This is a genomic window from Arthrobacter sp. 92, from assembly GCF_050260325.1.
Lineage (GTDB): Bacteria > Actinomycetota > Actinomycetes > Actinomycetales > Micrococcaceae > Arthrobacter.
In genome coordinates this window covers 4,280,672-4,303,573 of record NZ_CP189863.1, presented here as the reverse complement: position 1 = coordinate 4,303,573, position 22,902 = coordinate 4,280,672, and the positions used below count along the sequence as shown (strand labels likewise).

The following is a 22,902-nucleotide window of genomic DNA, read 5'->3' as shown; positions in this document are numbered from 1 at the left end:
TTAGCCTTCCGGATACCACACCCGTTCTCCCTCAACGCGGGCGAAGGAGGTCAGGGCGTGGGGCTTGGCGGACTTTTCCGTCATGATGTCCAGCACTTCGACGTTCCGGGCCACGAGCGCGTCGCCGATCAGCGAGCGGTGACAACGCCACGGGACAGCCTCCGCGCACATGATCGCCGAATTATTGGTCCGTGCGCGTTGAATCAGCTGGTCGATGGCCGCTGAGAATTCGTCGGTCTGCATGTAGTCGGCATACCCCCGGAAAGACGCGTTTCGCCAGGCTCCGTTGGGGCTGTCTTTCCGGGTGTGCCGCAGGCCGCCGAGGGATTCCATCCGCCGGTAGGTGATCCCGCTGGCACGCAGGCTGGCCGCCAGCTCCTCCCCGTTGAACTGCGGATTATGCCGGGACTTCGGGACGGTGCGCACATCTATCAGCTTCTTGATGCCATGGGCCTTCAGGATGCCGATGAATTCCTCGATGGGATGAGTGGAGTGCCCGATCGTAAAGATGGTCATGTCCGTCATGCCCCAATGCTAAGGCGGCGGCCCGGATATCCTGAGTGTCTTACCAGCTGCCAAGGGAACGGAGTGGCATGACTTCATCCGCCATCGGTGGCTTTGTTGACCGGCTCGCGGCCGTGGCAACGGGGCCGGGGTGCCACAACTTCTTCGATCATGCCGTGCCGGAAAATGCGCAGCGCCGGCACAACCTGGAGCTCTACCTGACGGAAATGCGGCAACGCGGACCGAAGGTGCTGCTGGTGGGCGAAGCCCCGGGCTTCCGGGGCATGCGGATCACCGGAATTCCCTTCACCAATCGCACAATTCTCGAGGGCCCAGCCAATTCCTTCGGGCTGTTTGGGCCGGGGAAAGGCTATGTGTTGCCAGCGGACTCCGCGGCAGTGGCATCCGAGCCAACCGCCACAGTGATGTGGCAGGTGCTTGCTGAGCTGGAATTCCTGCCACTTCTCTGGAGCGCCTACCCTTTCCACACCCACGTTCCGGGACGGCCATTATCCAACCGCACCCCCACTCTGGCCGAAACTGCCGTCGGGACTCCCTTCTGGCAGGCGCTGACGGGGCTGTTTCCCATCGAAACCGTGGTGGCCGTGGGGAACGTGGCATACCGGAGCCTGCAACGGACGGGTGTCACCGCGCCCAAAATCAGGCATCCCGCTCACGGCGGCCGGTCCGGCTTCAAACGCGGACTGGAGGAGCTGCTCGCGGACGGGATGCAGGCCTAAGGGATTAGTCGAGCAACCCCAACTGGTCCGGTGTATCCAGGTCTTCGCCGTCGGAAAGGTCGTTGCAGTCCACCAGATCAACCAACTCCGGGTGGGCTTGCAGGAAGATCCGGGCGCCGGCGTCGCCTGTTGCCGCTTCCGTCGCTTCGGCACGGAGGCTGGCATCGAGCAGCAGCGGATGGCCGCGTCTGAGCCGGCCGTCCGGCCCCCGATAGGCGGCAGCCGTCACCCGGCCCGGCCGGTGGGAGGCCAGCAGCCGGGCGACGGTCTCCGGGCTCAGACCCGGCTGGTCCACGAGTGCGATCAGCACATGGTCCTCCGCTGCCGCGGCAGCCACGCCCAACCGGAATGAGCCACCCATCCCGGTCTGCCAGCCAGGATTCTGGACGACCATGAATCGGGCCAGATCAGCGGTTTCCGAAACCCTCGCCGCGTCAGCGCCAAGGACTATAACCACCTCGCGGCAGCCGCCGTCGAGCAGCACCCGCGCGAGCACCTCCACCAGGGTCTGGCCGCGGAACGGCAGCAGGGCCTTGGGGCCGCGCCCCAGCCGGGAGCCCGACCCCGCGGCGAGCAGCACCGCCGTCGTCCTCCGGTTTGGTGAGTCAGCCATCGTCCCAGCCTATCCAACCACACGAGAGTTGACGGCGGTGTTCCGGGGAGCGGCTGCCGTCAACCCTTGTATGGATGAGCGCGTCAGGCGTCGCCGCCTGCTCCTCCGGTTGTGCCGGCGTTTACGTCCAGTAGCTTGTAGCGGTCCATGGCGTACGACGGCGCGCCCTCCTCCACGTCGCCCCTGGCCGCGAGCAGTTGCAGCGTTTTCACCACGATTGAGTGGATGTCGTTCTTGAAGAAGCGGCGTGCCGCGGCGCGGGTGTCGGAGAAGCCGAAGCCGTCCGCGCCGAGGGAGGCGAACTCGTTCGGGAGGAACTGGCGGATCTGGTCCGGGACGGCCTTCATGTAGTCCGAGACCGCCACGATGGGTCCGGTTGCCCCGGCGAGCTGTTCGGTGACGAACGGTACCCGCGCGGGTTTCCCCGGGTTCAGGAACGCGTCTTCTTCGGCCGCCATCGCGTCGCGGCGCAGTTCGTTCCAGGATGTGACGGACCAGACGTCCGCGGAGACGCCCCAGTCCTCGGCCAGGATCCGCTGGGCTTCCAGGGCCCAGGGAACGGAGACGCCCGAGGCCAGGATCTGCGTGCGTGGGCCGTCGATCCTGGCCGGCGCGAGCAGGTAGATTCCCTTGATCACTCCCTCAACATCGAGCTCGTCCGGTTCGGCGGGCTGGGTGATGGGCTCGTTGTAGACCGTGATGTAGTACATCAGGTTCCGGTTGGTGGAGTCCGGTCCGTACATGCGCTCGATGCCGTCGCGGACGATGTGGCCCATTTCGTAGCCGAACGCGGGGTCGTAGGTGACCACGGCGGGGTTGGTGGAGGCCAGGAGCGGGGAGTGGCCGTCCGCGTGCTGGAGTCCTTCGCCGGTGAGGGTGGTCCGGCCCGCGGTGGCGCCGATGATGAACCCGCGGGTCATCTGGTCGCCCGCGGCCCAGAAGGAGTCCCCGGTGCGCTGGAAGCCGAACATGGAGTAGAACACGTAGACCGGGATCAGCGGCACGCCGTGGGTGGCGTAGGCGGTGCCGGCGGCGGTGAAGGCCGCCACGGCGCCGGCTTCGTTGATGCCCGGGTGGATCAGCTGCCCGGCGGGGGATTCCTTGTAGGCCAGGACCAGGTCCCGGTCCACGGAGAGGTAGTTCTGTCCCTTGGGGTTGTAGATCTTGGCGGTGGGGAAGAACGCGTCCATGCCGAAGGTGCGGGCCTCATCGGGGATGATCGGGACAATGTGCTTGCCGAACTCCTTGTCGCGCATGAGTTCCTTCAGCAGCCGGACGAAGGCCATGGTGGTCGCGGCCTGCTGCTTGCCGGAGCCGCGCTTGGCGACCTCGTACGTTTTTGCCTCCGGAAGGGCGACGTCGGCGTGCTTGGAGCGGCGCTCGGGCACGGACCCGCCCAGGGCGGCACGGCGTTCCATCATGTACTTGATTTCCGGGGCGTCCGTGCCGGGGTGGAAGTACGGCGGGGCGTACAGGTCCCCCTCGAGCTGCTCGTCCGTGACGGGGATGCGCAGGTGGTCCCGGAACGACTTGAGGTCGTCGAGGGTGAGTTTTTTCATCTGGTGGGTGGCGTTGCGGCCTTCGAAGTGGGGCCCGAGTCCGTAGCCCTTGACCGTTTTGGCCAGGATCACGGTGGGTTTGCCCTTGAACTCGGTGGCGGCCTTGTACGCGGCGTAGACCTTGCGGTAGTCGTGGCCGCCGCGCTTGAGGTTCCAGATCTGGTCATCGGTGAGGTCCGCGACCATTTCCTTGGTCTGCGGGGTTTTCCCGAAGAAGTGCTCACGGACGAACCCGCCGGACTCGGCCTTGTAGGTCTGGTAGTCCCCGTCCGGGGTTTCGTTCATGATCTTCACCAGGGACCCGTCCGAGTCCCTGGCCAGCAGCTCATCCCATTCCCGGCCCCAGACGACCTTGATCACGTTCCAGCCCGCGCCGCGGAAGAACGCCTCGAGTTCCTGCATGATCTTGCCGTTGCCGCGCACCGGCCCGTCCAGGCGCTGGAGGTTGCAGTTGATGACGAAGTTCAGGTTATCCAGGTTCTCGTTCGCGGCGAGCTGGAGCAGGCCGCGGGACTCGGGCTCGTCCATTTCCCCGTCGCCCAGGAACGCCCAGACCTGCTGGTCGGAGGTGTCTTTCAGGCCCCGGTTGTGCAGGTACCGGTTGGACTGGGCCTGGTAGATCGCGTTCATCGGCCCGATGCCCATGGACACGGTGGGGAATTCCCAGAACTCCGGCATCAGGCGCGGGTGCGGGTAGGAGGAGAGGGCGTGGCCCTCCTTGGATTTTTCCTGCCGGAACCCGTCCAGGTCCTCCTCGGTCAGCCGGCCCTCCATGTAGGCCCGGGCGTACATCCCGGGGGAGGCGTGGCCCTGGAAGAAGACCTGGTCCCCGCCGCCGGGGTGGTCCTTGCCGCGGAAGAAGTGGTTGAAGCCGACCTCGTACAGGGTCGCGGCCCCGGCATAGGTGGAGATGTGCCCGCCCACCCCGATGTTCGCCCGCTGCGCCCGGTGCACCATGACCGCGGCGTTCCAGCGCATGTAGGCCCGGTAGCGGCGCTCGTAGTCCTCGTTCCCGGGGAACGGCGCTTCCTGGTCCACCGGGATGGTGTTCACATAATCCGTGGTGGTGACCATCGGGACCCCGACGCTCTGGGCGCCGGCACGCTGCAGGAGACTGCGCATGATGTACTGGGCCCGTTCGGTGCCCTGTTCCCTGATCAGCGTGTCCAGGGACTCAATCCATTCGGCGGTCTCTTCCGGATCACGATCAGGCAGCTGGTTAGTCAACCCGCTGAGGATATGGGAGGTATCTTCTCCTGCAGCCACGTTCAGCCTCTCTTCATCTTTGAATGTGTAGGGCTCTAAGTTTTCGTATTGTGAGAAAACATTCTTGCTATTCGAGATTATCGAGGCAGGCGCGACGCAGTCAAGACGATCTCCCCGCACCCCGGTCGGATCGCGCCGCCCGGCTCCCGCCACCAATTGTGACCGTGGAGGAGGAATCGACCCTTGACCAGGGAGTGACGTGCGTCATAAAGTTATTCCACTATTCAAAACACAAGTTCCGCAATGTGAAAACTTGGGGCAGCATTCCGGACAAACAGAGAACTGGAGAACCAGATGCACTCCACACCAGTTGTGGACGTCACGACGAGTCCTGAAGCAACGGCGCTTCCCGGCCACGTGACGCATCCGGCACAGGGCATCGACGCCCTCTGCGAATCAGCCAGCGTTGCCTCGGGGCACGCTATCAGCCCGACCCTCTACAACATCGACCTCGCACCCACAAAGCGCCAAGGGCGCCGCTGGACGGGGTACAGCATCTTCACCCTGTGGGCGAATGACGTTCACAGCCTGGGGAACTATGCGTTCGCCGTCGGCCTCTTTTCGCTGGGCCTCGGGGGCTGGCAGATCCTCGTGGCACTGGGCATCGGCGCCACCCTTCTCTTTATGCTGCTCAGCCTGTCCGGGTTCATGGGACACAAGACCGGTGTTCCCTTTCCGGTCATGAGCCGTATCAGCTTCGGTATCCGTGGCGCCCAGCTGGCCAGCCTCCTCCGCGGGGCGGTGGCTGTTGCCTGGTTCGGGATCCAGACCTTCCTGGCCTCCGTTGTGCTCCGGGTCATGCTCGTCGCCATGGTGCCATCACTCCACGAACTGGACGCCAACTCGATCCTGGGCCTGTCCACGCTGGGTTGGGCCGCCTTTGCGGCCCTCTGGATCATCCAGTTGATTATTGTCAGCTTCGGCATGGAAATGATCCGCAAATACGAGGCGTTCGCGGGGCCGATCATCCTGCTCACCATGGTGCTGCTGGCCATCTGGGTGTTTACCGAGGCCCACGGCCAGATCCAGTGGAGCGGCATCCGTGGCCTCGAGGGTGGCGAAATGTGGCGCACGATCTTTGCCGGCGGTGCCCTCTGGGTGTCCATCTATGGAACTTTCGTCCTGAACTTCTGCGATTTCACCCGCTCGGCCGTGTCCAGGAAATCAATAGTCCGGGGCAACTTCTGGGGCATCCCCATCAACATGCTCGTCTTTGGCGCCATCGTGGTGGTGCTGGCCGGCGGCCAGTACAAGATCAATGGGACCGTCATCGAAACACCCTCGGACATTGTGGGGAGCATCCCCAACACGCTCTTCCTGGTCCTGGCCTGCCTCGCGATCCTTATCCTGACCATCGCGGTCAACCTGATGGCTAACTTCGTGGCCCCCGTCTACGCCCTCACCAACCTGTTCCCCAAACACCTTAACTTTCGGAAGGCGGCCTGGGTCAGCGGCACCATCGGCTTGATCATCCTGCCATGGAACCTCTACAATAACCCGCTGGTCATCGTGTACTTCCTTGGCGGACTTGGCGCACTGCTCGGTCCACTCTTTGGAGTGGTGATGGCCGACTACTGGCTGCTGCGCAGGGGTAAGGTCAATGTGCCCGAGCTGTACAGCGACAAGCCGTCCGCGGCCTACTTCTACAAGAAGGGGGTCAACCCGAAGGCGATCATGGCGCTTCTGCCGGCTTCCGCCGTCGCGATCCTCATCGCTTTTGTCCCCGCCGTCGAGGCGGCCGCTCCGTTCGCCTGGTTCTTCGGTGCCGGCATCGGGGCGCTGACCTATTACCTGATCGCGGACCGCAAACAGCAGTTCCAGGATGTCGACGGCGAGGCCATCGCGGTCGCCAGCACGCACTGACAGCGGCCCCGCGTCCCCGAAGGAGAAAACCATGCGCATTCTTGTCGCAAACGTCAACACCACGCAGTCCATGACCGATTCCATCGCAGCCCAGGCCCGTCTTGTGGCGGCGGCGGGAACCGAAATTGTGGGACTCACCCCGCGTTTCGGCGCAGACTCCTGCGAAGGGAATTTCGAGAGCTACCTGGCGGCGATCGCGGTCATGGACAGGGTGATGTCCTATCCGGAGCCATTCGACGCCGTCGTCCAGGCCGGCTACGGGGAGCACGGCCGCGAGGGCCTGCAGGAGCTGCTGGATGTGCCGGTGGTGGACATCACCGAGGCGGCGGCCAGCACGGCGATGTTCCTGGGCCACAAGTACTCGGTGGTCACCACCCTGGACCGCGCCGTTCCGCTGATCGAGGACCGGCTGAAGCTGGCGGGCCTCGACGCCCGCTGCGCATCCGTCCGCGCCAGCGGCATGGCAGTGCTGGAGCTGGAGGAGGAGCCGGAACGCGCTGTCGAGGCCATCATCGAGCAGGCCGAAAGGGCGGTCCGGGAGGATAAGGCCGAGGTGATCGTGCTCGGGTGCGGCGGCATGGCCGGCCTGGACGAGGAGATCCGCCGTCGCCTGGGGGTGCCCGTGGTGGACGGTGTGGCCGCTGCAGTGACCATCGCGGAATCCCTGGTCCGCATGGGCCTGTCCACGTCCAAGGTCCGGACCTACGCAAGCCCGCGGCCCAAAACCGTCATAGGCTGGCCGTTGGTGGCGGCTGATCTTCACCCCGCCCCGTAGCCCCCGCAACAGGAGTACCGAATGAGTGTTGTCCCCCCGCCCGGTAAGGTGGCCGTCGTCACCGGCGCTGGCTCCGGCATAGGACGGGCCGTTGCGCGCCTGATGCTCGCCGAAGGGTACCGGGTGACACTCGCCGGGCGCCGGGAGGCCCCCTTGCTGGAGACTGCGGACGGTCACCCCGGCGCGCTGGCGGTGCCGTGCGATGTCACCGGGCCCGACGACGTCGAACGGCTCTTCGGCGCCGCCCTCCAGCAGTGGGGGAGGCTGGATGTGCTGTTCAACAACGCCGGGGTGTTTGGACCGGCCGCCTCCGTGGATGACATCAGCCTGGCTGACTGGAATGCCACGGTGGCGGTCAACCTCACGGGCTCCATGCTGTGCGCGGCGGCGGCCGTCCGTGCCATGAAAGCGCAGACCCCGCAGGGCGGCCGCATCATCAACAACGGGTCCATCTCGGCACACTCTCCCCGGCCCAGGTCCATGGCCTACACCGTGACAAAGCACGCCATTACGGGTCTGACCAAGAGCATCGAGCTGGACGGGCGGGAATTTGGCATCACCTGCGGCCAGATCGATATCGGCAACACCGCCACGGACATCATGGACGCCATCGGAGTGGGCTCCGGCGCCCTGCAGGCCGACGGCAGCCGCCGGGTGGAGCCCATGTTCCCCGTGGAGGACGCCGCGCGTGCGGTGCTGCTGATGGCCGGAATGCCGGCGTCGGCCAACGTCGGTTCGATGGTCATCACCGCCGCTGGCATGCCGTTCATCGGCCGCGGATAGGAATCAGCTGCTGTAAGGCGGGGGCCAGCGGCCCCCGGTTGAAAGGGCCCCCGGTTGAAAGGGCGGCCCTCGATCAGAACGGCCTTTCGGCTAGAAGATGGACCAGCCCGTGCGGGTGGTGAATTCGTCCAGTGCGGCCACACCGGCCACGGAGTTGCCGGAGCGCCCCAGGCCCGGACTCCATACCGAGACGGTGCAGTTGTTCGGCACCACGGCCACGATGCCGCCGCCCACCCCGCTTTTCCCGGGAAGCCCCACGCGATAGGCGAACTCCCCGGCGGCGTCATAGGTGCCGCACGTGAGCATCACCGCGTTGATCCTCTTCGTCTGCAACGGCGACAGCAGTGACGTTCCGTTGGAGCGCCGGCCGTTCGTGGCAAGGAACCGACTGGCCAACGCGAGGTCGGTGCAGCTCATCGCCAGCGCGCACTGGTTGATGTAGGCCTCAAGGACCTCTTCAACCGGGTTCTCCAAATTCCCATAACTGGCTAGAAAGTGCGCCAGGGAACTGTTGCGGTGCCCGTGGGCTGCCTCCGAGCGGGCAACGTCCGCGTCGGAATCGATCGACGGGTTGCCGGTTTCCTGACGGAGCAGTTCCCGGACGGCGGTGGGTGCGTTGGCCGAGATGCTCAGGAGCCTGTCCGTGACCACAAGCGCCCCGGCGTTAATGAAGGGATTGCGGGGGATTCCGTCCTCGTGCTCCAGCTGGACCAACGAATTGAAAGGATTGCCGGATGGTTCCCGGAACACCCGCCGCCAGATGCGGTCGCCGTCGCCCGCGAGCACCAGGGCGAGCGCGAAAACCTTGGAAATGCTCTGGATCGAAAACGGAACATCGGCGTCACCGGCGGAAAACACGTCGCCATTCCGGGTGGCCACGGAAATGCCGAATTGTCCCAGGCCCACTGATGCCAGGCCGGGGATGTAATCGGCCACGTCGCCCTGCAGTGTCAGGGGTTCAACAGCGCCGACAATGTCGTCGAGGAGGTTTTGGATGTCCATGGTGCAGCACTTCTACTTCTTTGGAGGGCGGTCAGGTTGGTGTAGGGAATCGCGGAGGGAAGAGGCGTGCGCCTCAGCGCTGTCCCTCGGAATGCGTCCAGAGCCGGATTTGAAGATGGGCGAGGAGTCGCTGGTCCGCTTCATTGAGGTCGATCCCGGCCACCTCGCAGGCACGCCGAAGGCGGTAGTGCACGGTGTTCCGGTGGATTGCGAGTTCTTCGGCGCAGCGGTTTACGTCACCAAAAAGGTCAAGGTACGTCAGGAGGGTGGTGGCGAACTCCGGGTGCCGGGTGCACAGGAGGGAGATTCCCTCGTGCCGCAGGCAGGTCCTTGTGCCAAGAAGGTCAAAGAGTTCCCTCGTCAGGACCGTGGTCTCCACGTCCCGGTACGAGGCCACCTGTATCGATGGGTTTGATTCCAGGACAGTCAGGACACTCCGGACGTGCTCCAAGGTGCCGGGCAGCTGATCCAGCCGTTCGACGACCGGACCCACGGCAGCCTGCACCTGGCAGTGCAAGTGAACCCTTGCGTCCCGGACAATGACGTTGATCAGGCGCCTGATGGCCGGCGGTGACTTCACAAGGTCAAGGTCAGGAAGGATCATGGCTATTTCCAGGCCGATGGCTCCCACCACCGCGCCAGGCCGGTACGCGGCAGCGTGAATCGACGCCACGTTTGCGAGTTCTCCCCGCCGGAGCTGGAGCCCCGGGGCTGATTCGTCCACGTCCTTTGCCGAAATCAGGACCAGTGCCGCCGGCTTGGTCGGGTCGATGCCGGCGGATTGGGCCTGAGAGTGGATCTGGGCGGTACCGCTGAGGAGGCTCGAAATCCGGTCACGCCGCAACGCTTGGGACTGCTCATTCCGGTGCCGGACCAACTCGATGGCGGCGTGGCGGGCGGCGCCCACCATGATCTTGTCCGTATTGGGCTCCAGTGGTTCCAGCCCTTCCTGCAGCCAGATGTAGCCTAGAATCCGGTTCCCGGCATGGATTCCGATAGCCACGCGCTCCCGGAGTCCTTCGGCCGGATTGGCCTCGATGTGCACTGGCGCTTCCACGGCCTGAAGGTGCTTATAGACCCCCGACTCCTTCAGCAGCTTCTGGTACCGCTCCGGTCCGCGTCTGGCCAGGATGGACAGCCTGCGCAGTTCGTCCACATCGTTGGACGCCGGCGAGTATGCCAGGACGCGGTTTGCAGGATCCTCGATAACAACGTGGCCGTTTGTGAGCGTCGCCGTTGTCTGGGCGATAGCGAAGAGGTCCCGGTGAATCGTTGCGGCCGCGTCCGTGGCCAGCGCCGGCTCCTGGATGCGGTCCCGCGCGATGCCCTCGAAAGTATCCCATCTCGTCGCCGGCGAAACGGCGATCAGCCCAACGCCCGTGGGACGCAGCATTTCCTTAATGGCTTCAAGCTCGCCTTCGGACCCCTTGACGGCGATGGCGGCAGGGAAACACGGAATCAGCTTCCGGACCGTGGGCACAGCGGCCCGTCCCCGGGCCCCGATGAGCAGGACAAGCGTGGCGCTTTGAACAACCACGTCATCTTCGGCGTCCACGATGATGGTGGCGCGCACAGTCCCGTTGTTCGCTGCGGGGGCGAGCACCAGCTGTCCGTTATCCACGCCAACGTCTTCGAGTATGTCGCTGAGCATGGCGCCAATGGCATGCTCATCCGGTTGCTGGGGTAGTACCACCGCCGTGTTATTCGCTTCCTTCAAGGAGTTCCGTATTTAGATTCTCAGGCCCGGGGCCGTCCGTGTCATCAGGCGTGAGAGACCGCCACAGCCATGAACATTACTCGCCTTCCGCGGAACCGGGTTGTGATCCAGGCACAATCAGCCATGCCGGAATTTAGCGCCCCGAACAGTTTGTTCACCCGGCCCGGATCCTAGAGTTGATGAGCGTCCCCCGACGGCGCCGGAGCGGCAACGACGCCGTGCGTTCAGCCGTCCGGGGGCCACATATTTGTAGCATCCAGCCGCTTGGCGGTAACGGAGTCAAAGGAGACCCCTGGAATGAAACGCACCATGAATCCATCCCCCCTCCCACCGGTGCCGGGCCTGGACCCTGCCGGTCTGGACCCTGCCGCCCCGGACCCTGCTGATGCAGTGGAGAACAGCAGGGAACTCCTGGGCGACAGGCTCACGGCCGTGCAGGACTTTGCCAGCGAAGATGCCGGCTACCACAAGACCCTCAAACCGCGTCAGATCCAGATGATCGCCATCGGGGGAGCGATCGGGACAGGGCTTTTTATGGGAGCCGGCGGACGACTGAACGGCTCCGGGCCGGCACTGATCCTGGTCTACGCGGTCTGCGGGTTCTTTGCGTTTCTGATCCTGCGCGCACTGGGGGAGTTGGTCCTGCACCGGCCGTCCTCAGGCTCTTTTGTTTCATACGCCCGGGAATTCTACGGCGAAAAGATGGCCTACGCCGCCGGCTGGCTGTACTTCCTCAACTGGGCCATGACATCAATCGTGGACGTCACGGCGGTGGCCCTTTACGTGAAGTTCTGGGGCCAGTTCTGGGTGCCCCTGCAAACGGTTCCGCAATGGCTGATCGCCCTCGGCGCGTTGATTGTTGTCCTGGCGCTGAACCTTGTTTCGGTGCGGATCTTCGGTGAGATGGAGTTCTGGTTTGCCTTGATCAAGGTGAGCGCCCTGGTGATCTTCCTGGTGGTGGGAGTCTGCTTTATCGTCTTCGGCGGACGAACAGACATCGGAGCGCCAGGGCTCGGACTGATTCTGGATCACGGCGGGGCATTTCCCACCGGTGCGGTTGCGCCCCTGCTGGCCATTAGCGGCGTCGTCTTCGCTTACGCCGCGATCGAGCTCGTCGGGACCGCGGCCGGCGAAACGGCCAACCCGCAAAAGGTCATGCCCAAGGCCGTCAACACCGTGGTCTTCCGTATTGCCATCTTCTATGTAGGTTCGGTCCTGCTGTTGTCCCTCCTCCTGCCGTTCACGGCCTATAAGTCCGGCGAGTCGCCCTTCGTCACGTTCTTCTCCCATCTTGGGGATCCCCAGGCGGCAGCAGTCTCCGCCTCGGTGATGAATTTCGTCGTCCTGACCGCGGCGTTGTCGAGCCTGAACGCGGGGCTGTACTCCACGGGACGGATCCTGAGGTCCATGGCGGTCAACGGCTCGGCCCCCCGGTTCACCGCCAGAATGAGCCGTTCAGGGGTGCCGTATGGCGGCATCCTGCTCACGGCCGTCATCACTTTGGTGGGAGTGGCACTCAACGCGCTGGTCCCATCGCAGGTGTTCGAGATTGTGCTGGAAATATCCGCGGTGGGGATCATCGGCGGCTGGGCAACGATCATCCTGTGCCACATCAAGCTCCAACTATGGGTCAAGGCGGGCAAGGCCGTACGTCCCTCGTTCCGGCTCTTCGGCGCCCCGTTCACGTCATACCTCACCCTTGGCTTTCTCGCCTGCGTGCTGGTCACCATGGGCTTCTCCAACACAGGACGCTGGGTCCTGGCATCCCTGCTGATCCTCATTCCGCTTCTGATACTCGGATGGTTTGCCTGCCGGAAGGGCATCTTGGCGGCCGTGGAGAACCGTCGCGGCCACACGGGGTCCTTTCCGGTTATCGCGGAGCGGCCCGCACAGGTTATCCAGCGCCAGCGCTGATTAGCTCAGCGAGGAAATACGAAACTGATGGAGAACGGAACCACTTTGACCAACGAACCTTCGGGCCGGGAAATCCGCACCCCCAGCAGCGCCTGGCGCTCGCGCGCGGATGCCTGGGAATTTCTCGGATACGCGTTCAAACAGCTGACGAAGGGCCCCGACGGGCACGCCGGCCTGAAAGCGCAAGCTGCGCAGGCGCTCGGCCTGCTACAGGCCCTGGAACTGTATTGGGCCGCCCCGGGACTGCCTGTCGTAGGGCAGTTGCGCAATGCCTTGGACAGGGGCGCCTACAGCTTCGGCCTTGAACTTCTCAATGGCATTCCGGAAGCCGTGGACCGGGACGGTCGTCCCTCCGGCGCGTGGCCGGAGCAAAGGGGCGTCCGGAGGTCAGGCACGGAGTCGCCGGAGGAGGACAGCGGGGAGGGGCAACCGGCACAAGACCGGCCGCGATTCGAGGTGCTCGTCGTCGATGACCTGACGGAGGAGGCGGCCGGGACGCTTAAAGCGGACATGCTGGCCCAGCGCCGTCCTTCCGATGCCTTCAGCTACGAGATGGTGGTGGTCCCCAGCTACGAGGACGCACTCGTGGCGCTGCTGCTAAACCCGGCCATCCAGGCGTGCATTTTGCGGCCGGGATTCGCCGTGACCAGCACTCAGCCGCTGGGCAGGGACTTGAAGGCCTACCTGGGGACTTTGGCAGGCAAGGAGCTGGCGGCCGTGCAGCCATTGGGCAGGATTCTCAGCCTGGCCGAGCAGATCTCCGACCTGCGCCCAGAGGTTGATGTCTACCTCGTGGCTGCTGTCTCCATCGAAAGCCTCGCCGGATCGCTATCAAAGCGGTTCCGGAGGATCTTCCGCCGGCACGATCACCTTGACCTGCACCTGTCGGTCCTCTCTGGAGTGGCCGAACGCTACAGGACCCCGTTCTTTACCGCGCTGCAGGAGTACAGCCGTCGGCCGGCCAGCGTCTTCCACGCCTTGCCGATTTCCCGCGGGGGCTCGGTGGGAAACTCGCCATGGATCCGGGACATGGCGGACTTCTACGGTCAGAATCTGCTTCTGGCCGAGACCTCCGCAACGTCCGGCGGCCTGGATTCCTTGCTGGATCCCCATGGCTCCATCAAGGAGGCCCAGGATCTCGCCGCGCGCGCATTCGGCGCGGAGAAGACTTTCTTCGTTACCAACGGCACCTCCACGGCCAACAAGATCGTGCACCAGTCCATCCTGGCCCCGGGTGATGTGGTGCTCGTTGACCGGAACTGCCACAAGTCCCACCACTACGCATTTGTCCTTGCCGGGGCGCAGGTCTCTTATCTCGACGCCTATCCGCTGGACCGGTACGCCTTTTACGGCGCGGTGCCGCTGGCCAGCATTAAGGCAAGGCTGTTGGATTACCGCCGGGCGGGACGGCTGGACGAAGTCAAGATGATCACCCTGACCAACTGCACCTTTGACGGGATCGTCTATGACGTCGAACGCGTCATGGAGGAATGTTTGGCCATCAAGCCAGACTTGGTGTTCCTGTGGGACGAGGCCTGGTTCGCCTTTGCCAGGTCCCACCCGGTTTACCGGCGAAGGACCGCCATGGCCGCGGCGAGGAGACTCGAAGCCTCGTTCAGCAGGCCGGAGTATGCCGCGCGTTACATCCAACAGGCCGCAACACTCCACGACCCGGTCACCGGCGAGCCTGAAGACGATGAGGTGTGGCTGGCGACCCGGCTGATTCCGGATCCTGCCAAGACCCGGTTGCGCGTTTATGCCACCCAGTCCACCCACAAGACGCTAACGTCGCTGCGCCAAGGGTCCATGATCCACGTCTTTGACCAGGACTTCCGGAGCTGCAATCGTGAGGCCTTCCGGGAGGCCTACATGACCCACACCTCCACGTCGCCGAACTACCAGATCCTTGCCTCGCTGGACATCGGCCGCCGGCAGGTGGAGCTGGAAGGCTTTGGTCTGGTCCAGAAGCAGTCGGACCTGGCCACGAGCGTTGCCCAGGCAGTGGCCCGCCACCCGCTGCTGAAGAAGTACTTCCGGGTCCTGACCTCCCGGGATCTGATCGACGCTTGCCACCGTGAAACCGGCAGCCCGATGCCGCTCCGGGACGGATTGGCGGCGCTCGCGGCCGCGTGGCAGGACGACGAATTCGTGGTGGACCCCAGCCGCCTGACGCTCGACATCAGCCGGACGGGCATCGACGGGGACACGTTCCGGCACCGCTACCTCGCCGACGAACACGGTATCCAGGTCAACAAGACCTCGCGCAACACCGTGCTGTTCATGACGAACATCGGCACGTCCCGGAGCGCGGTGGCGTACCTGATCGAGGTCCTGGTCAAACTCGCCGAATCCTTCCACGAAGCCGGGATGCTGGAAGAGGGGGCCGGCACAGGGCCGGTCGCGGCTGCCACTCCGCCGCTGCCGGACTTCAGCAGGTTCGCGGACCGTTTTCGGCGTGATCCACTCAGCCCTGACGGGGACATCCGCGCGGCGTACTTTGCCAGTTACAAATCAGGATCAACCACCTACGTTTCCGGTGACGAGCTGTCAGGAATGCTCCGGGCCGGTCAGGTGGTGGTCTCCGCAGGCTTCGTGACCCCCTACCCGCCCGGGTTCCCCATCCTGGTGCCGGGCCAAGTGATCACGAGCCAAACCCTGGAGTTCATGGCAGCCCTGGACACCCGCGAAATCCACGGCTTCGACCCGGAGCGCGGTTACCGGGTGTTCGCCGGCGAAGATCCGGCAGCGTCCGGGGTCCAACGACCGCGCGACAGCGAGGAGGAAGCCGGGGAAACAGTATTGACTTCCGCATTGTGAAATATCTATTTCCCCTTGCGGAATAATGTGAGCGGGGTTACTTTGGAATCAGCCCGGATTTCCGGGGCAGTTTCCCGATACAGTTTCCCGATTGATAGGTACAGATCAATGAAGATCCCAGATTCCGCGGCGCTGAAGGCGAGTTCGGCGCCGTCGAAGAAGAAGCCCCTGTATAGGTCGCTCTTCTTCCAAATTCTGATCGCCGTCGTGGCAGGTGTGCTCATTGGGCACTTCTGGCCGGACCTCGGCTCGCAGCTGAGGCCGCTCGGAGATGGATTCATCCAGCTCATCAAAATGATCATCGCGCCGCTGATCTTCCTGGTGATCGTCACCGGAATTTCGGCCGTTGGCGACGTCAAGGCGGTCGGAAGGGTAGGAGTCAAGGCGCTTTTGTACTTCACCGCGGCCACGCTGTTTGCCCTGGTCTTCGGTTTAATCGTCGGCAACATCGTGCAGCCCGGAGCCGGCCTGAACATCGATCCCAGCACGCTCTCCCAGGACGCGCTGAATGCAAAGACCGGGACCGCGCCGCCCAAGGATGCGGCTTCATTCCTGCTGGACATTATCCCCACCAGCGTTATTGGCGCCTTCGCCACCAATAGCCTGCTTCAGGTCCTGTTCTTCTCTGTCTTCTTCGGCGCCGCAGTCGTGGTCATCGGCCGCGAGCGTTGCCTGCCGGTCATCAGCCTCATGGAAACCCTCCTGGAGCTGATTTTCAAGATCATGTCCTGGATCATGAAGGTGGCGCCCATCGGGGCCTTCGGCGCCATGTCGTTCATCATCGGTCAATACGGACTGGGCACGCTGGGCACCTATGCCGTGTTGATTGCCGCCTGCTACGGAGCTGCAGCAATTTTCATCGGCCTCCTGTTCCTCGTGGCCTGGGGATTCGCGCGGGTACCGCTGTGGCATTTCCTGAAGTACACCCGCGAGGAGTTCCTGCTGGCGCTGGGCACCGCATCCACTGAAGCCGTGATGCCCCGTATCATGACCAAGCTGACGAACGCAGGCTGCTCCCGTGCAACCACCGGTCTGGTGGTCCCCACCGGCTACTCCTTCAACCTCGACGGCGCCGCCATCTACTTGTCGATTTCCCTGCTTTTCCTGGCGCAGGCTTTCGGTCACCACCTTGATCTGGGCCAGCAGCTCGCGGCCCTCGGCGTCCTGCTGCTGACCTCCAAAGGCATGGCTGGCGTACCCGGCTCCTCGTTCCTGGCACTCTCCGCCACGGCGGCTGCGCTGGGCATATTCCCGGTGGCCGGCGTCGCCCTCCTGCTCGGGGCCGACAGGCTCATGGACTCCATGCGCGTTGTGGTGAACCTGCTGGGAAACTGCGTGGCCACGTTCGTGGTGTCGAAGTGGGAAGGCCAGTTTGACCACAGCGTTATGGTCCGGGCCTTCCGGGGCGAAATCACCAACGAAGATTCTGCCATCATGCTCGGCCAGGAAGACCTCTTCGAACGCCAGGAACTCGAACGGCTCAGCGGCGGCCAAGAGGCATCCCCCAAGTTTCGGGGAGGCCCGAATCCTGACGACATTCCTGAGTTTCAGATGAGCAAGGCGACGCGCGGGGCCTCAGCCCAGCCAGGCTACGATGACCGCAGCTCTGCCGCATTCAACCACGAATAGGGGCGCTCCACTGCCAGCCCCTGCCAGTACCCGCCCCGTCGTACACAGGGGCGGGTACTGCGCGTTGAGCTTGATCCCCGGACGTTGCGGCCGTGGACAGAAACGCAGAAGGCCCGCAGCGTCTTAGAGGGGCAGCAGCTTCGACAGGTCCGCGCGGAGCCCCGAGGCCGCCACCTTGCCGGACGCCACGGCGTCCGCCCAACTCAACTGTCCGGTTACCATCGAGAGCCAAGTGGCGGCGTCGCACTCTATGACGTTCGGGGGAGTGCCCCGGGTGTGGCGCGGGCCCTCCACGCACTGGGTAACGCCGAACGGCGGAATGCGGACCTCCACGGAGTTGCCCGGCGCCCTGGCGGTCACTTCCTCCAGCGTGTAGCGCACCGCGGTCGCGGTGACGGCGCGGGGGAGGTCCGACGGCGGGGCGCCGGCTTCCCGCCAGGCGGCCAGCGCGGCGCGGCCTTCCTCAATATCAATGCGGCGGCGTGCAACTGCCATGGTGGGTCCTTCCGAATACTGTCCGGCGAAAGTCAGTCGAGCAGCGCGGACACCGCATGGCCCAGCCGGATCTTGCCGACGGGCCGTCCGCCTCCGAGCACGGGCTCGACAACCTTTTCCAGCACACTGGACACACCCGGAATATCCACGGCCCCGGACGCCGCGAGCAGCGTGAGCCCCACCAACGTGGTGGCCCGGACGTTTCCGTCGAGGATCTTGACGGCCACGGAAACACCCTTGGGGGTGGCCATGACCAGCACGCCTTCGGCCCCCACCTTTGCGATGATTTCGAGTTCATCCATCACGATGGTGTTGGCTTCACCCTTCCCCTGGACCGCCCACGGATAGTCCAGCATGGACGTCGCGATCGTGGCGGCGCGGGCGCTGGAATTCTCGTCCCCGGGGGCCTTGGCCAGACGGGAGAAGGCCCGCGCCAGCCCGGTGAGGGAAATGGCTGCCACCGGGGCTCCGCAGCCGTCAATGCCCAGGTGGGCGATCCGCTCGCCGGAGTATTCCTCGATGACGGAACGGACGCGCTGCTGCAGCGGGTGGTTCGGTTCAAGGTAGCTGTGGGTGTCCCAGCCGTTCTCGGTACACGCCCACAGGAATGCCGCGTGTTTCCCCGAACAGTTGAAGGCGAGCTTTGACTTCCCCTGCTCGGAGCGGATCAGCCAGTGTCGGGCGTTCTCGTCCTGCGGCCACGCGGCCGGGCACTGAAGCTGTTCCTCCTTCACCCCGGCGGCTTTGAGCATTCCCTCCACCACATCCATGTGGTCCAGAGACCCGGTGTGGCTGGCGCACGCCAAGGCAACCTGGGCGCCGCGCAGGGGAACGCCGGACTGCATGGCGGCGAGGGCCTGCAAGGGCTTCAGGGTGGACCGGGCGTAGATGGGGGTGTTGATGTCGCCGAGTTCGGTGACAACCGTTCCGTCCGCCGCCATCACCACAGCCGAGCCGATGTGCCGGGATTCGACGAAGCCGCTGCGTTCAACGACTGCCAGTTCGACGGCGGACTCAACAGCGAAGGTGGCATGCGAATTCAAGGGCATGCAGCCAGTCTATGATGCCGGTTCCGAATTCCCGGGCTACTCCACGGTCACCATGACCGACTGCCGGCCCGATGCTCCGTCTGGCACCGGATCCGCACGCTTGTCCGTCTGGACCTCGCCGGTTCCGTCCGTGGCCCGCACCTTGATGTAGTGCGGGCCCGGCGTGGCGTCCCAGTCAAAGGACCATTGACGCCAGGTGATCACGGATGCTTCAGCGGAGAGCTTGGCCTCGGTCCAGGGACCGTCGTCGATCTGCACCTCCACCTTGGTGATGCCCCGGGTTTGGGCCCAGGCGGTGCCGCCGATCGCGACCCTTCCGGCCGGGACTTTGGCGAAGGATTTGGGTACTTCCACACGGGCCATGGTCTTGATGGGCCCGCGCTCGGACCACCCGCGCTGGGTCCAATAGGCCTTACTGTCGGCGAACCTGGTCACTTCAAGGTCAACCACCCATTTGGTGGCGGAGACGAAGCCGTACAGCCCCGGCACCACCATGCGCACCGGGTATCCGTGCTCCAGCGGCAGGGGCTCGCCGTTCATCCCGATGGCCAGCATCGCGTCACGGTCGTCCTGGAGCACTTCCAGCGGCGTTGATGCGCTGAACCCGTCCTCCGAGGTGGAGAGCACCATATCCGCGCCTTCCTTCGGCCGTGCCATCTTGAGCACGTCGCGGATGGGAACGCCCAGCCACCTGGCATTGCCCGCCAGGTTCCCGCCCACTGGATTGGACACGCAGGTCAGTGTCACGTGGGACTCGATCAGGTCGGCGTCGAGCAGGTCCTGGAACGTCAGCGTGACCTCCTGCTCCACCAGGCCGTGGATGCGCAACTGCCAGTCCCGGGCATTAATTTCGGGGACGCTGAGGGCGGTGTCGATCCGGTAGAAATCTCCGCTGGGCGTCAACCACGGGCTCACTCCGTTGACCGGAGACTGCACCCCGGCCGGCACTGCAGGCGCGGCCTTGACGGGGGAGGGGAGCTGCAGCGACCCCCGGGCCTGGGCCACGTTGCTTCTGGCGGCGCTCAGCAGGCGGCCGCCGGTGGCGGAAACGGCAGCCGCGGCGGCCGTGACGCCTGTTGCCGCGAAGAATCCACGGCGTGTGGTTGCCGGGCGGTCGGCTCCCTTGGCGGCAACATCCGCAGCCTGGGCGGGCCATTCGTGCAGCCGCCAGAGACGCGTGACCAACAACCGGAGCACCACCAGGCCGGCCGCGGTGCCGACCAACGACGGAATCGCGTCCAAGGGCTTCACACTGGCCCGGGTGACTACGCTGGCCACAATCACCGCACCCATCAGCAGCACACCGGCCACGCCGAGCGCCCACTTCCGGTAGGCCACCACGCCGAGCACGCAGGCCAGGAGGAAAATCGTGAGCCCCATCCCGGCAAACAGCGCGGCCTTGTCGTTGGTGCCGAAGGTGGTGACCGCGAAGTCCTTCATCCACGGCGGCGTGAAGTCGATGAAGGTGGATCCGAGGGCAATCACCGGCGTTGCCCGCGCCGTGAAGAAGGCGCCGATCAGTTCCGCAACGGAAAGTACGACGACGGCGGCCGCCACCCCGGCCAGCGCAGCCAGCGCAGTGGGACCCTTGAGCCAGTTCGTGAGCTTCTTCATACAGGGTCTTCGGAGCCGCCCGCCCCGCGGATTGTCCGCGCTCCCCGCGGGGCATGTCCTCCCCTGGTGTGCGCGGATGGGCATGCTGGGCTTATGTCCCTTGGTCGCGGCCAGGGCTGGGCATGTCCCGTGGGTTGTCCGCCCTCGCCGGGGGACATGTCCTCCCCTGGTGTGCACGGATGGGCATGCTGGGCTTATGTCCCTTGGTCGCGGCCAGGGCTGGGCATGTCCCGTGGCTGAGACGGCTTAGGAGTGAGCAGGGTGCACAAAGTACCCTTGGAGACTGTGAAGGTACTCGTCATTGGCCCCGGAGGCCGCGAACACGCCATTGTCCGATCCTTGCTTGCGGACCCCAACGTCTCCGAAGTCCACGCGGCTCCGGGCAACGCCGGCATCAGCAAGCTGGTCCCAACCCATGCCATCGACGCCAATGATCCCGAGGCCGTCGCGGCGCTGGCCACGAAGCTCACGGTGGACCTCGTCGTGGTGGGCCCCGAGGCCCCGCTGGCGGCAGGGGTGTCCGACGCCGTCCGCGCCGCGGGCATTCCAGTGTTCGGCCCCAGCAAGGCGGCCGCCCAGCTTGAGGCGTCCAAGGCCTTCGCCAAGCAGATCATGGCCGAAGCCGGCGTTCCCACCGCCATGGCACGCGTGGCCGGCAATGCCGAGGAAGCGGCCGATGCCCTGGACACCTTCGGTGCACCCTACGTGGTGAAGGACGACGGACTCGCAGCCGGCAAGGGCGTGGTGGTCACCAACAACCGCAATGAGGCACTCGCCCATGCCCAGAGCTGCTTCGATGCCGGCGGGTCCGTGGTGATCGAGGAGTTCCTGGATGGGCCCGAGGTCTCGGTTTTTGTCCTCTGCGACGGCCGCACCACGGTCGCCCTCTCCCCGGCGCAGGACTTCAAGCGTATTTTCGACAACGACGAGGGACCCAACACCGGCGGCATGGGTGCTTACACCCCGCTGGAATGGGCCCCCGAAGGGCTTGTCCAGGAAGTCATCGACCGCGTGGCCCAGCCGACCGTCAACGAGATGGCCCGCCGCGGCACGCCGTTCGTTGGCGTGCTGTTCGTTGGCTTGGCGCTGACCTCCCGCGGCACCCGCGTCATCGAGTTCAACGTCCGTTTCGGCGACCCCGAAACCCAAGCGGTGCTGGCACGTCTCAAGACGCCCCTCGGTTCCTTGTTGATGGCAGCGGCAAAAGGCGAACTGGACAAGGCCGAAGAGCTGCGCTGGTCCAAGGACACGGCCGTCGCCGTCGTCGTTGCGGCCGAAAACTACCCGGGAACGCCCCGGACGGGGGACCGCATCCGCGGACTCAAGAAAGTTGACGAACTCGAAGGCGTCCATGTGATCCACGCCGGAACCGCCCTTGACGACGAGGGCAAGGTTGTTTCCGCCGGCGGCCGCGTGCTGGCGGTGGTGGCCCTGGGTTCCGATTTGGTGGAGGCCCGTGAACGGGCGTACGACGGCGTGGAGCTGGTTCAGCTCGAAGGCAGCCAGTTCCGCACGGATATTGGACGAAAAGCCGCCCGCGGCGAGATCAAGGTCGCGGCGGCTGTTGGCACGCCCGCGGCCCCGAATGTGAAGGCATGACTGTGGCAGAGCATAATCCGTCCGAAACATCGAAGGGCGGCTTCAACACCGCCACACTGGAGCTGCCCGGCTGGCGGCACATCTACTCCGGCAAGGTCCGGGACTTGTATGTTCCCGCCGAAGAGGCCATCAAGGACCAGATGGGCCAGGACTGCGTCCTGGTAGTGGCAAGCGACCGCATCAGCGCCTACGACCATGTGCTGGCCAGCGAGATTCCGGACAAGGGGCGTATTCTCACCCAGCTGAGTCTGTGGTGGTTCGACCAGCTGGACGTGGCTCACCATGTCCTGGCCTCAACTGTCGAGGGCGGCGTTCCGGCGGAGGTGGAAGGCCGCGCGATGATCTGCAAGAAGCTGGACATGTTCCCCGTGGAGTGCATCGCCCGGGGCTACCTGACGGGCTCGGGCCTCCTCGAGTACCAGCAGTCCGGCACCGTCTGCAGCATCCCGCTGCCTGAAGGCCTGGTGGACGGTTCGCGCCTGGCCGAGGCGATCTTCACGCCCTCCGCCAAAGCCGAGGTGGGCGAGCACGACGAGAACATCACCTATGGCGACCTTGTGGACCTTGTGGGGGAGGACATCGCAGGGCGGCTGCGGGAGCTGACGCTGAAGATCTACACCCAGGCCGAGAAGACGGCCCGGGAGCGCGGCATCATCCTGGCCGACACCAAGGTGGAATTCGGTTTCGATGCCGCCTCCGGCGTGATCACCCTGGGCGACGAGGTCCTTACTCCGGACTCCTCGCGCTTCTGGGATGCCGCCACCTACGAGCCCGGCAAGTCACAGCCGTCCTATGACAAGCAGTACGTCCGGGACTGGCTGACCTCGGCCGAGTCCGGGTGGGACAAAGCCTCGGACCTGCCGCCGCCGCCATTGCCGCAGGACGTGGTGGAACGGACCCGGAGCCGCTATGTGGAGGCGTACGAGAAGCTCACCGGGCACACGTTCGCCTGAATCGTTAGCC

17 protein-coding genes are annotated in these 22,902 nt (G+C 64.8%); 9 read left to right on the top strand and 8 right to left on the bottom strand.

The features are described 5' to 3' along the window. Nucleotides 1–525 (bottom strand): DUF488 family protein, encoded by a 525-nt coding sequence (locus ACP4XC_RS19975; protein ID WP_427172453.1) that lies wholly within the window; start codon nt 523–525, stop codon nt 1–3. 68 nt (nt 526–593) lie between these two features. On the opposite strand from ACP4XC_RS19975, the gene ACP4XC_RS19970 reads away from it, so the two are divergent. Then, the gene (locus ACP4XC_RS19970) at nt 594–1,244 is read left to right on the top strand and encodes a uracil-DNA glycosylase (RefSeq protein ID WP_427172451.1); all 651 of its coding nucleotides are present in this window, start codon (nt 594–596) and stop codon (nt 1,242–1,244) included. Nucleotides 1,245–1,248: 4 nt separating this feature from the next. Here ACP4XC_RS19970 and nboR read toward each other — a convergent pair whose 3' ends face one another. Both nboR and aceE read right to left on the bottom strand, forming a co-directional pair. Further along, the gene (nboR, locus tag ACP4XC_RS19965) at nt 1,249–1,857 is read right to left on the bottom strand and encodes a nicotine blue oxidoreductase (protein WP_427172450.1); all 609 of its coding nucleotides are present in this window, start codon (nt 1,855–1,857) and stop codon (nt 1,249–1,251) included. 83 nt (nt 1,858–1,940) lie between these two features. Then, nucleotides 1,941–4,682 carry a pyruvate dehydrogenase (acetyl-transferring), homodimeric type gene (aceE, locus tag ACP4XC_RS19960; protein WP_427172448.1) on the bottom strand — a complete coding sequence of 914 codons (2,742 nt, stop codon included), beginning with the start codon at nt 4,680–4,682 and terminating at the stop codon, nt 1,941–1,943. Nucleotides 4,683–4,976: 294 nt separating this feature from the next. Between aceE and ACP4XC_RS19955 the strand changes: the two genes are divergently transcribed. The 3 genes from ACP4XC_RS19955 to ACP4XC_RS19945 are packed head-to-tail and all read left to right on the top strand — an operon-like array spanning nt 4,977 to nt 8,103. Beyond that, entirely contained in the window at nt 4,977–6,545 is a 1,569-nt protein-coding gene (locus ACP4XC_RS19955; protein WP_427172446.1) for an NCS1 family nucleobase:cation symporter-1, read from the top strand. Between the two features lie 31 nt (nt 6,546–6,576). After that, nucleotides 6,577–7,320: an aspartate/glutamate racemase family protein gene (locus ACP4XC_RS19950; RefSeq protein ID WP_427172445.1), complete on the top strand. Its 744-nt coding sequence runs from the start codon at nt 6,577–6,579 to the stop codon at nt 7,318–7,320. Between the two features lie 21 nt (nt 7,321–7,341). Continuing rightward, nucleotides 7,342–8,103: an SDR family oxidoreductase gene (locus tag ACP4XC_RS19945; RefSeq protein ID WP_427172443.1), complete on the top strand. Its 762-nt coding sequence runs from the start codon at nt 7,342–7,344 to the stop codon at nt 8,101–8,103. Between the two features lie 90 nt (nt 8,104–8,193). On the opposite strand, the gene ACP4XC_RS19940 is transcribed toward ACP4XC_RS19945, so the two are convergent. Further along, a complete protein-coding gene (locus ACP4XC_RS19940; protein ID WP_427172442.1) occupies nt 8,194–9,105 on the bottom strand; it encodes a glutaminase in 912 nt (303 codons plus the stop codon). Nucleotides 9,106–9,178: 73 nt separating this feature from the next. Beyond that, entirely contained in the window at nt 9,179–10,822 is a 1,644-nt protein-coding gene (locus tag ACP4XC_RS19935) for a PucR family transcriptional regulator (protein WP_427172441.1), read from the bottom strand. A gap of 297 nt (nt 10,823–11,119) precedes the next feature. Between ACP4XC_RS19935 and ACP4XC_RS19930 the strand changes: the two genes are divergently transcribed. From ACP4XC_RS19930 to ACP4XC_RS19920, 3 genes are all read left to right on the top strand, one after another. Next, nucleotides 11,120–12,736: an amino acid permease gene (locus ACP4XC_RS19930; protein WP_427172440.1), complete on the top strand. Its 1,617-nt coding sequence runs from the start codon at nt 11,120–11,122 to the stop codon at nt 12,734–12,736. A gap of 27 nt (nt 12,737–12,763) precedes the next feature. Further along, complete coding sequence (locus tag ACP4XC_RS19925) at nt 12,764–15,553, top strand: aminotransferase class I/II-fold pyridoxal phosphate-dependent enzyme (RefSeq protein WP_427172439.1); 2,790 nt, start codon at nt 12,764–12,766, stop codon at nt 15,551–15,553. A 108-nt stretch (nt 15,554–15,661) separates the two neighbouring features. Next, nucleotides 15,662–17,182, top strand: coding sequence for a cation:dicarboxylate symporter family transporter (locus tag ACP4XC_RS19920; protein WP_427172438.1), 1,521 nt, complete (start codon nt 15,662–15,664; stop codon nt 17,180–17,182). Nucleotides 17,183–17,305: 123 nt separating this feature from the next. Here ACP4XC_RS19920 and ACP4XC_RS19915 read toward each other — a convergent pair whose 3' ends face one another. The 3 genes from ACP4XC_RS19915 to ACP4XC_RS19905 are packed head-to-tail and all read right to left on the bottom strand — an operon-like array spanning nt 17,306 to nt 20,340. Further along, nucleotides 17,306–17,677, bottom strand: coding sequence for a sterol carrier family protein (locus ACP4XC_RS19915; protein ID WP_427172437.1), 372 nt, complete (start codon nt 17,675–17,677; stop codon nt 17,306–17,308). 32 nt (nt 17,678–17,709) lie between these two features. Continuing rightward, nucleotides 17,710–18,726 carry an asparaginase gene (locus tag ACP4XC_RS19910; protein ID WP_427172436.1) on the bottom strand — a complete coding sequence of 339 codons (1,017 nt, stop codon included), beginning with the start codon at nt 18,724–18,726 and terminating at the stop codon, nt 17,710–17,712. A gap of 36 nt (nt 18,727–18,762) precedes the next feature. Next, nucleotides 18,763–20,340: a molybdopterin-dependent oxidoreductase gene (locus ACP4XC_RS19905; protein ID WP_427172434.1), complete on the bottom strand. Its 1,578-nt coding sequence runs from the start codon at nt 20,338–20,340 to the stop codon at nt 18,763–18,765. Between the two features lie 285 nt (nt 20,341–20,625). Here ACP4XC_RS19905 and purD point away from each other — a divergent pair, with 285 nt between their 5' ends. Both purD and ACP4XC_RS19895 read left to right on the top strand, forming a co-directional pair. Then, nucleotides 20,626–21,939 carry a phosphoribosylamine--glycine ligase gene (gene purD / locus ACP4XC_RS19900; protein ID WP_427175175.1) on the top strand — a complete coding sequence of 438 codons (1,314 nt, stop codon included), beginning with the start codon at nt 20,626–20,628 and terminating at the stop codon, nt 21,937–21,939. After that, nucleotides 21,936–22,892, top strand: a complete 957-nt coding sequence (locus ACP4XC_RS19895) for a phosphoribosylaminoimidazolesuccinocarboxamide synthase (protein ID WP_427172433.1) — start codon at nt 21,936–21,938, stop codon at nt 22,890–22,892. Before purD ends, ACP4XC_RS19895 begins: the two co-directional genes overlap by 4 nt. Nucleotides 22,893–22,902 lie beyond the last annotated feature (10 nt).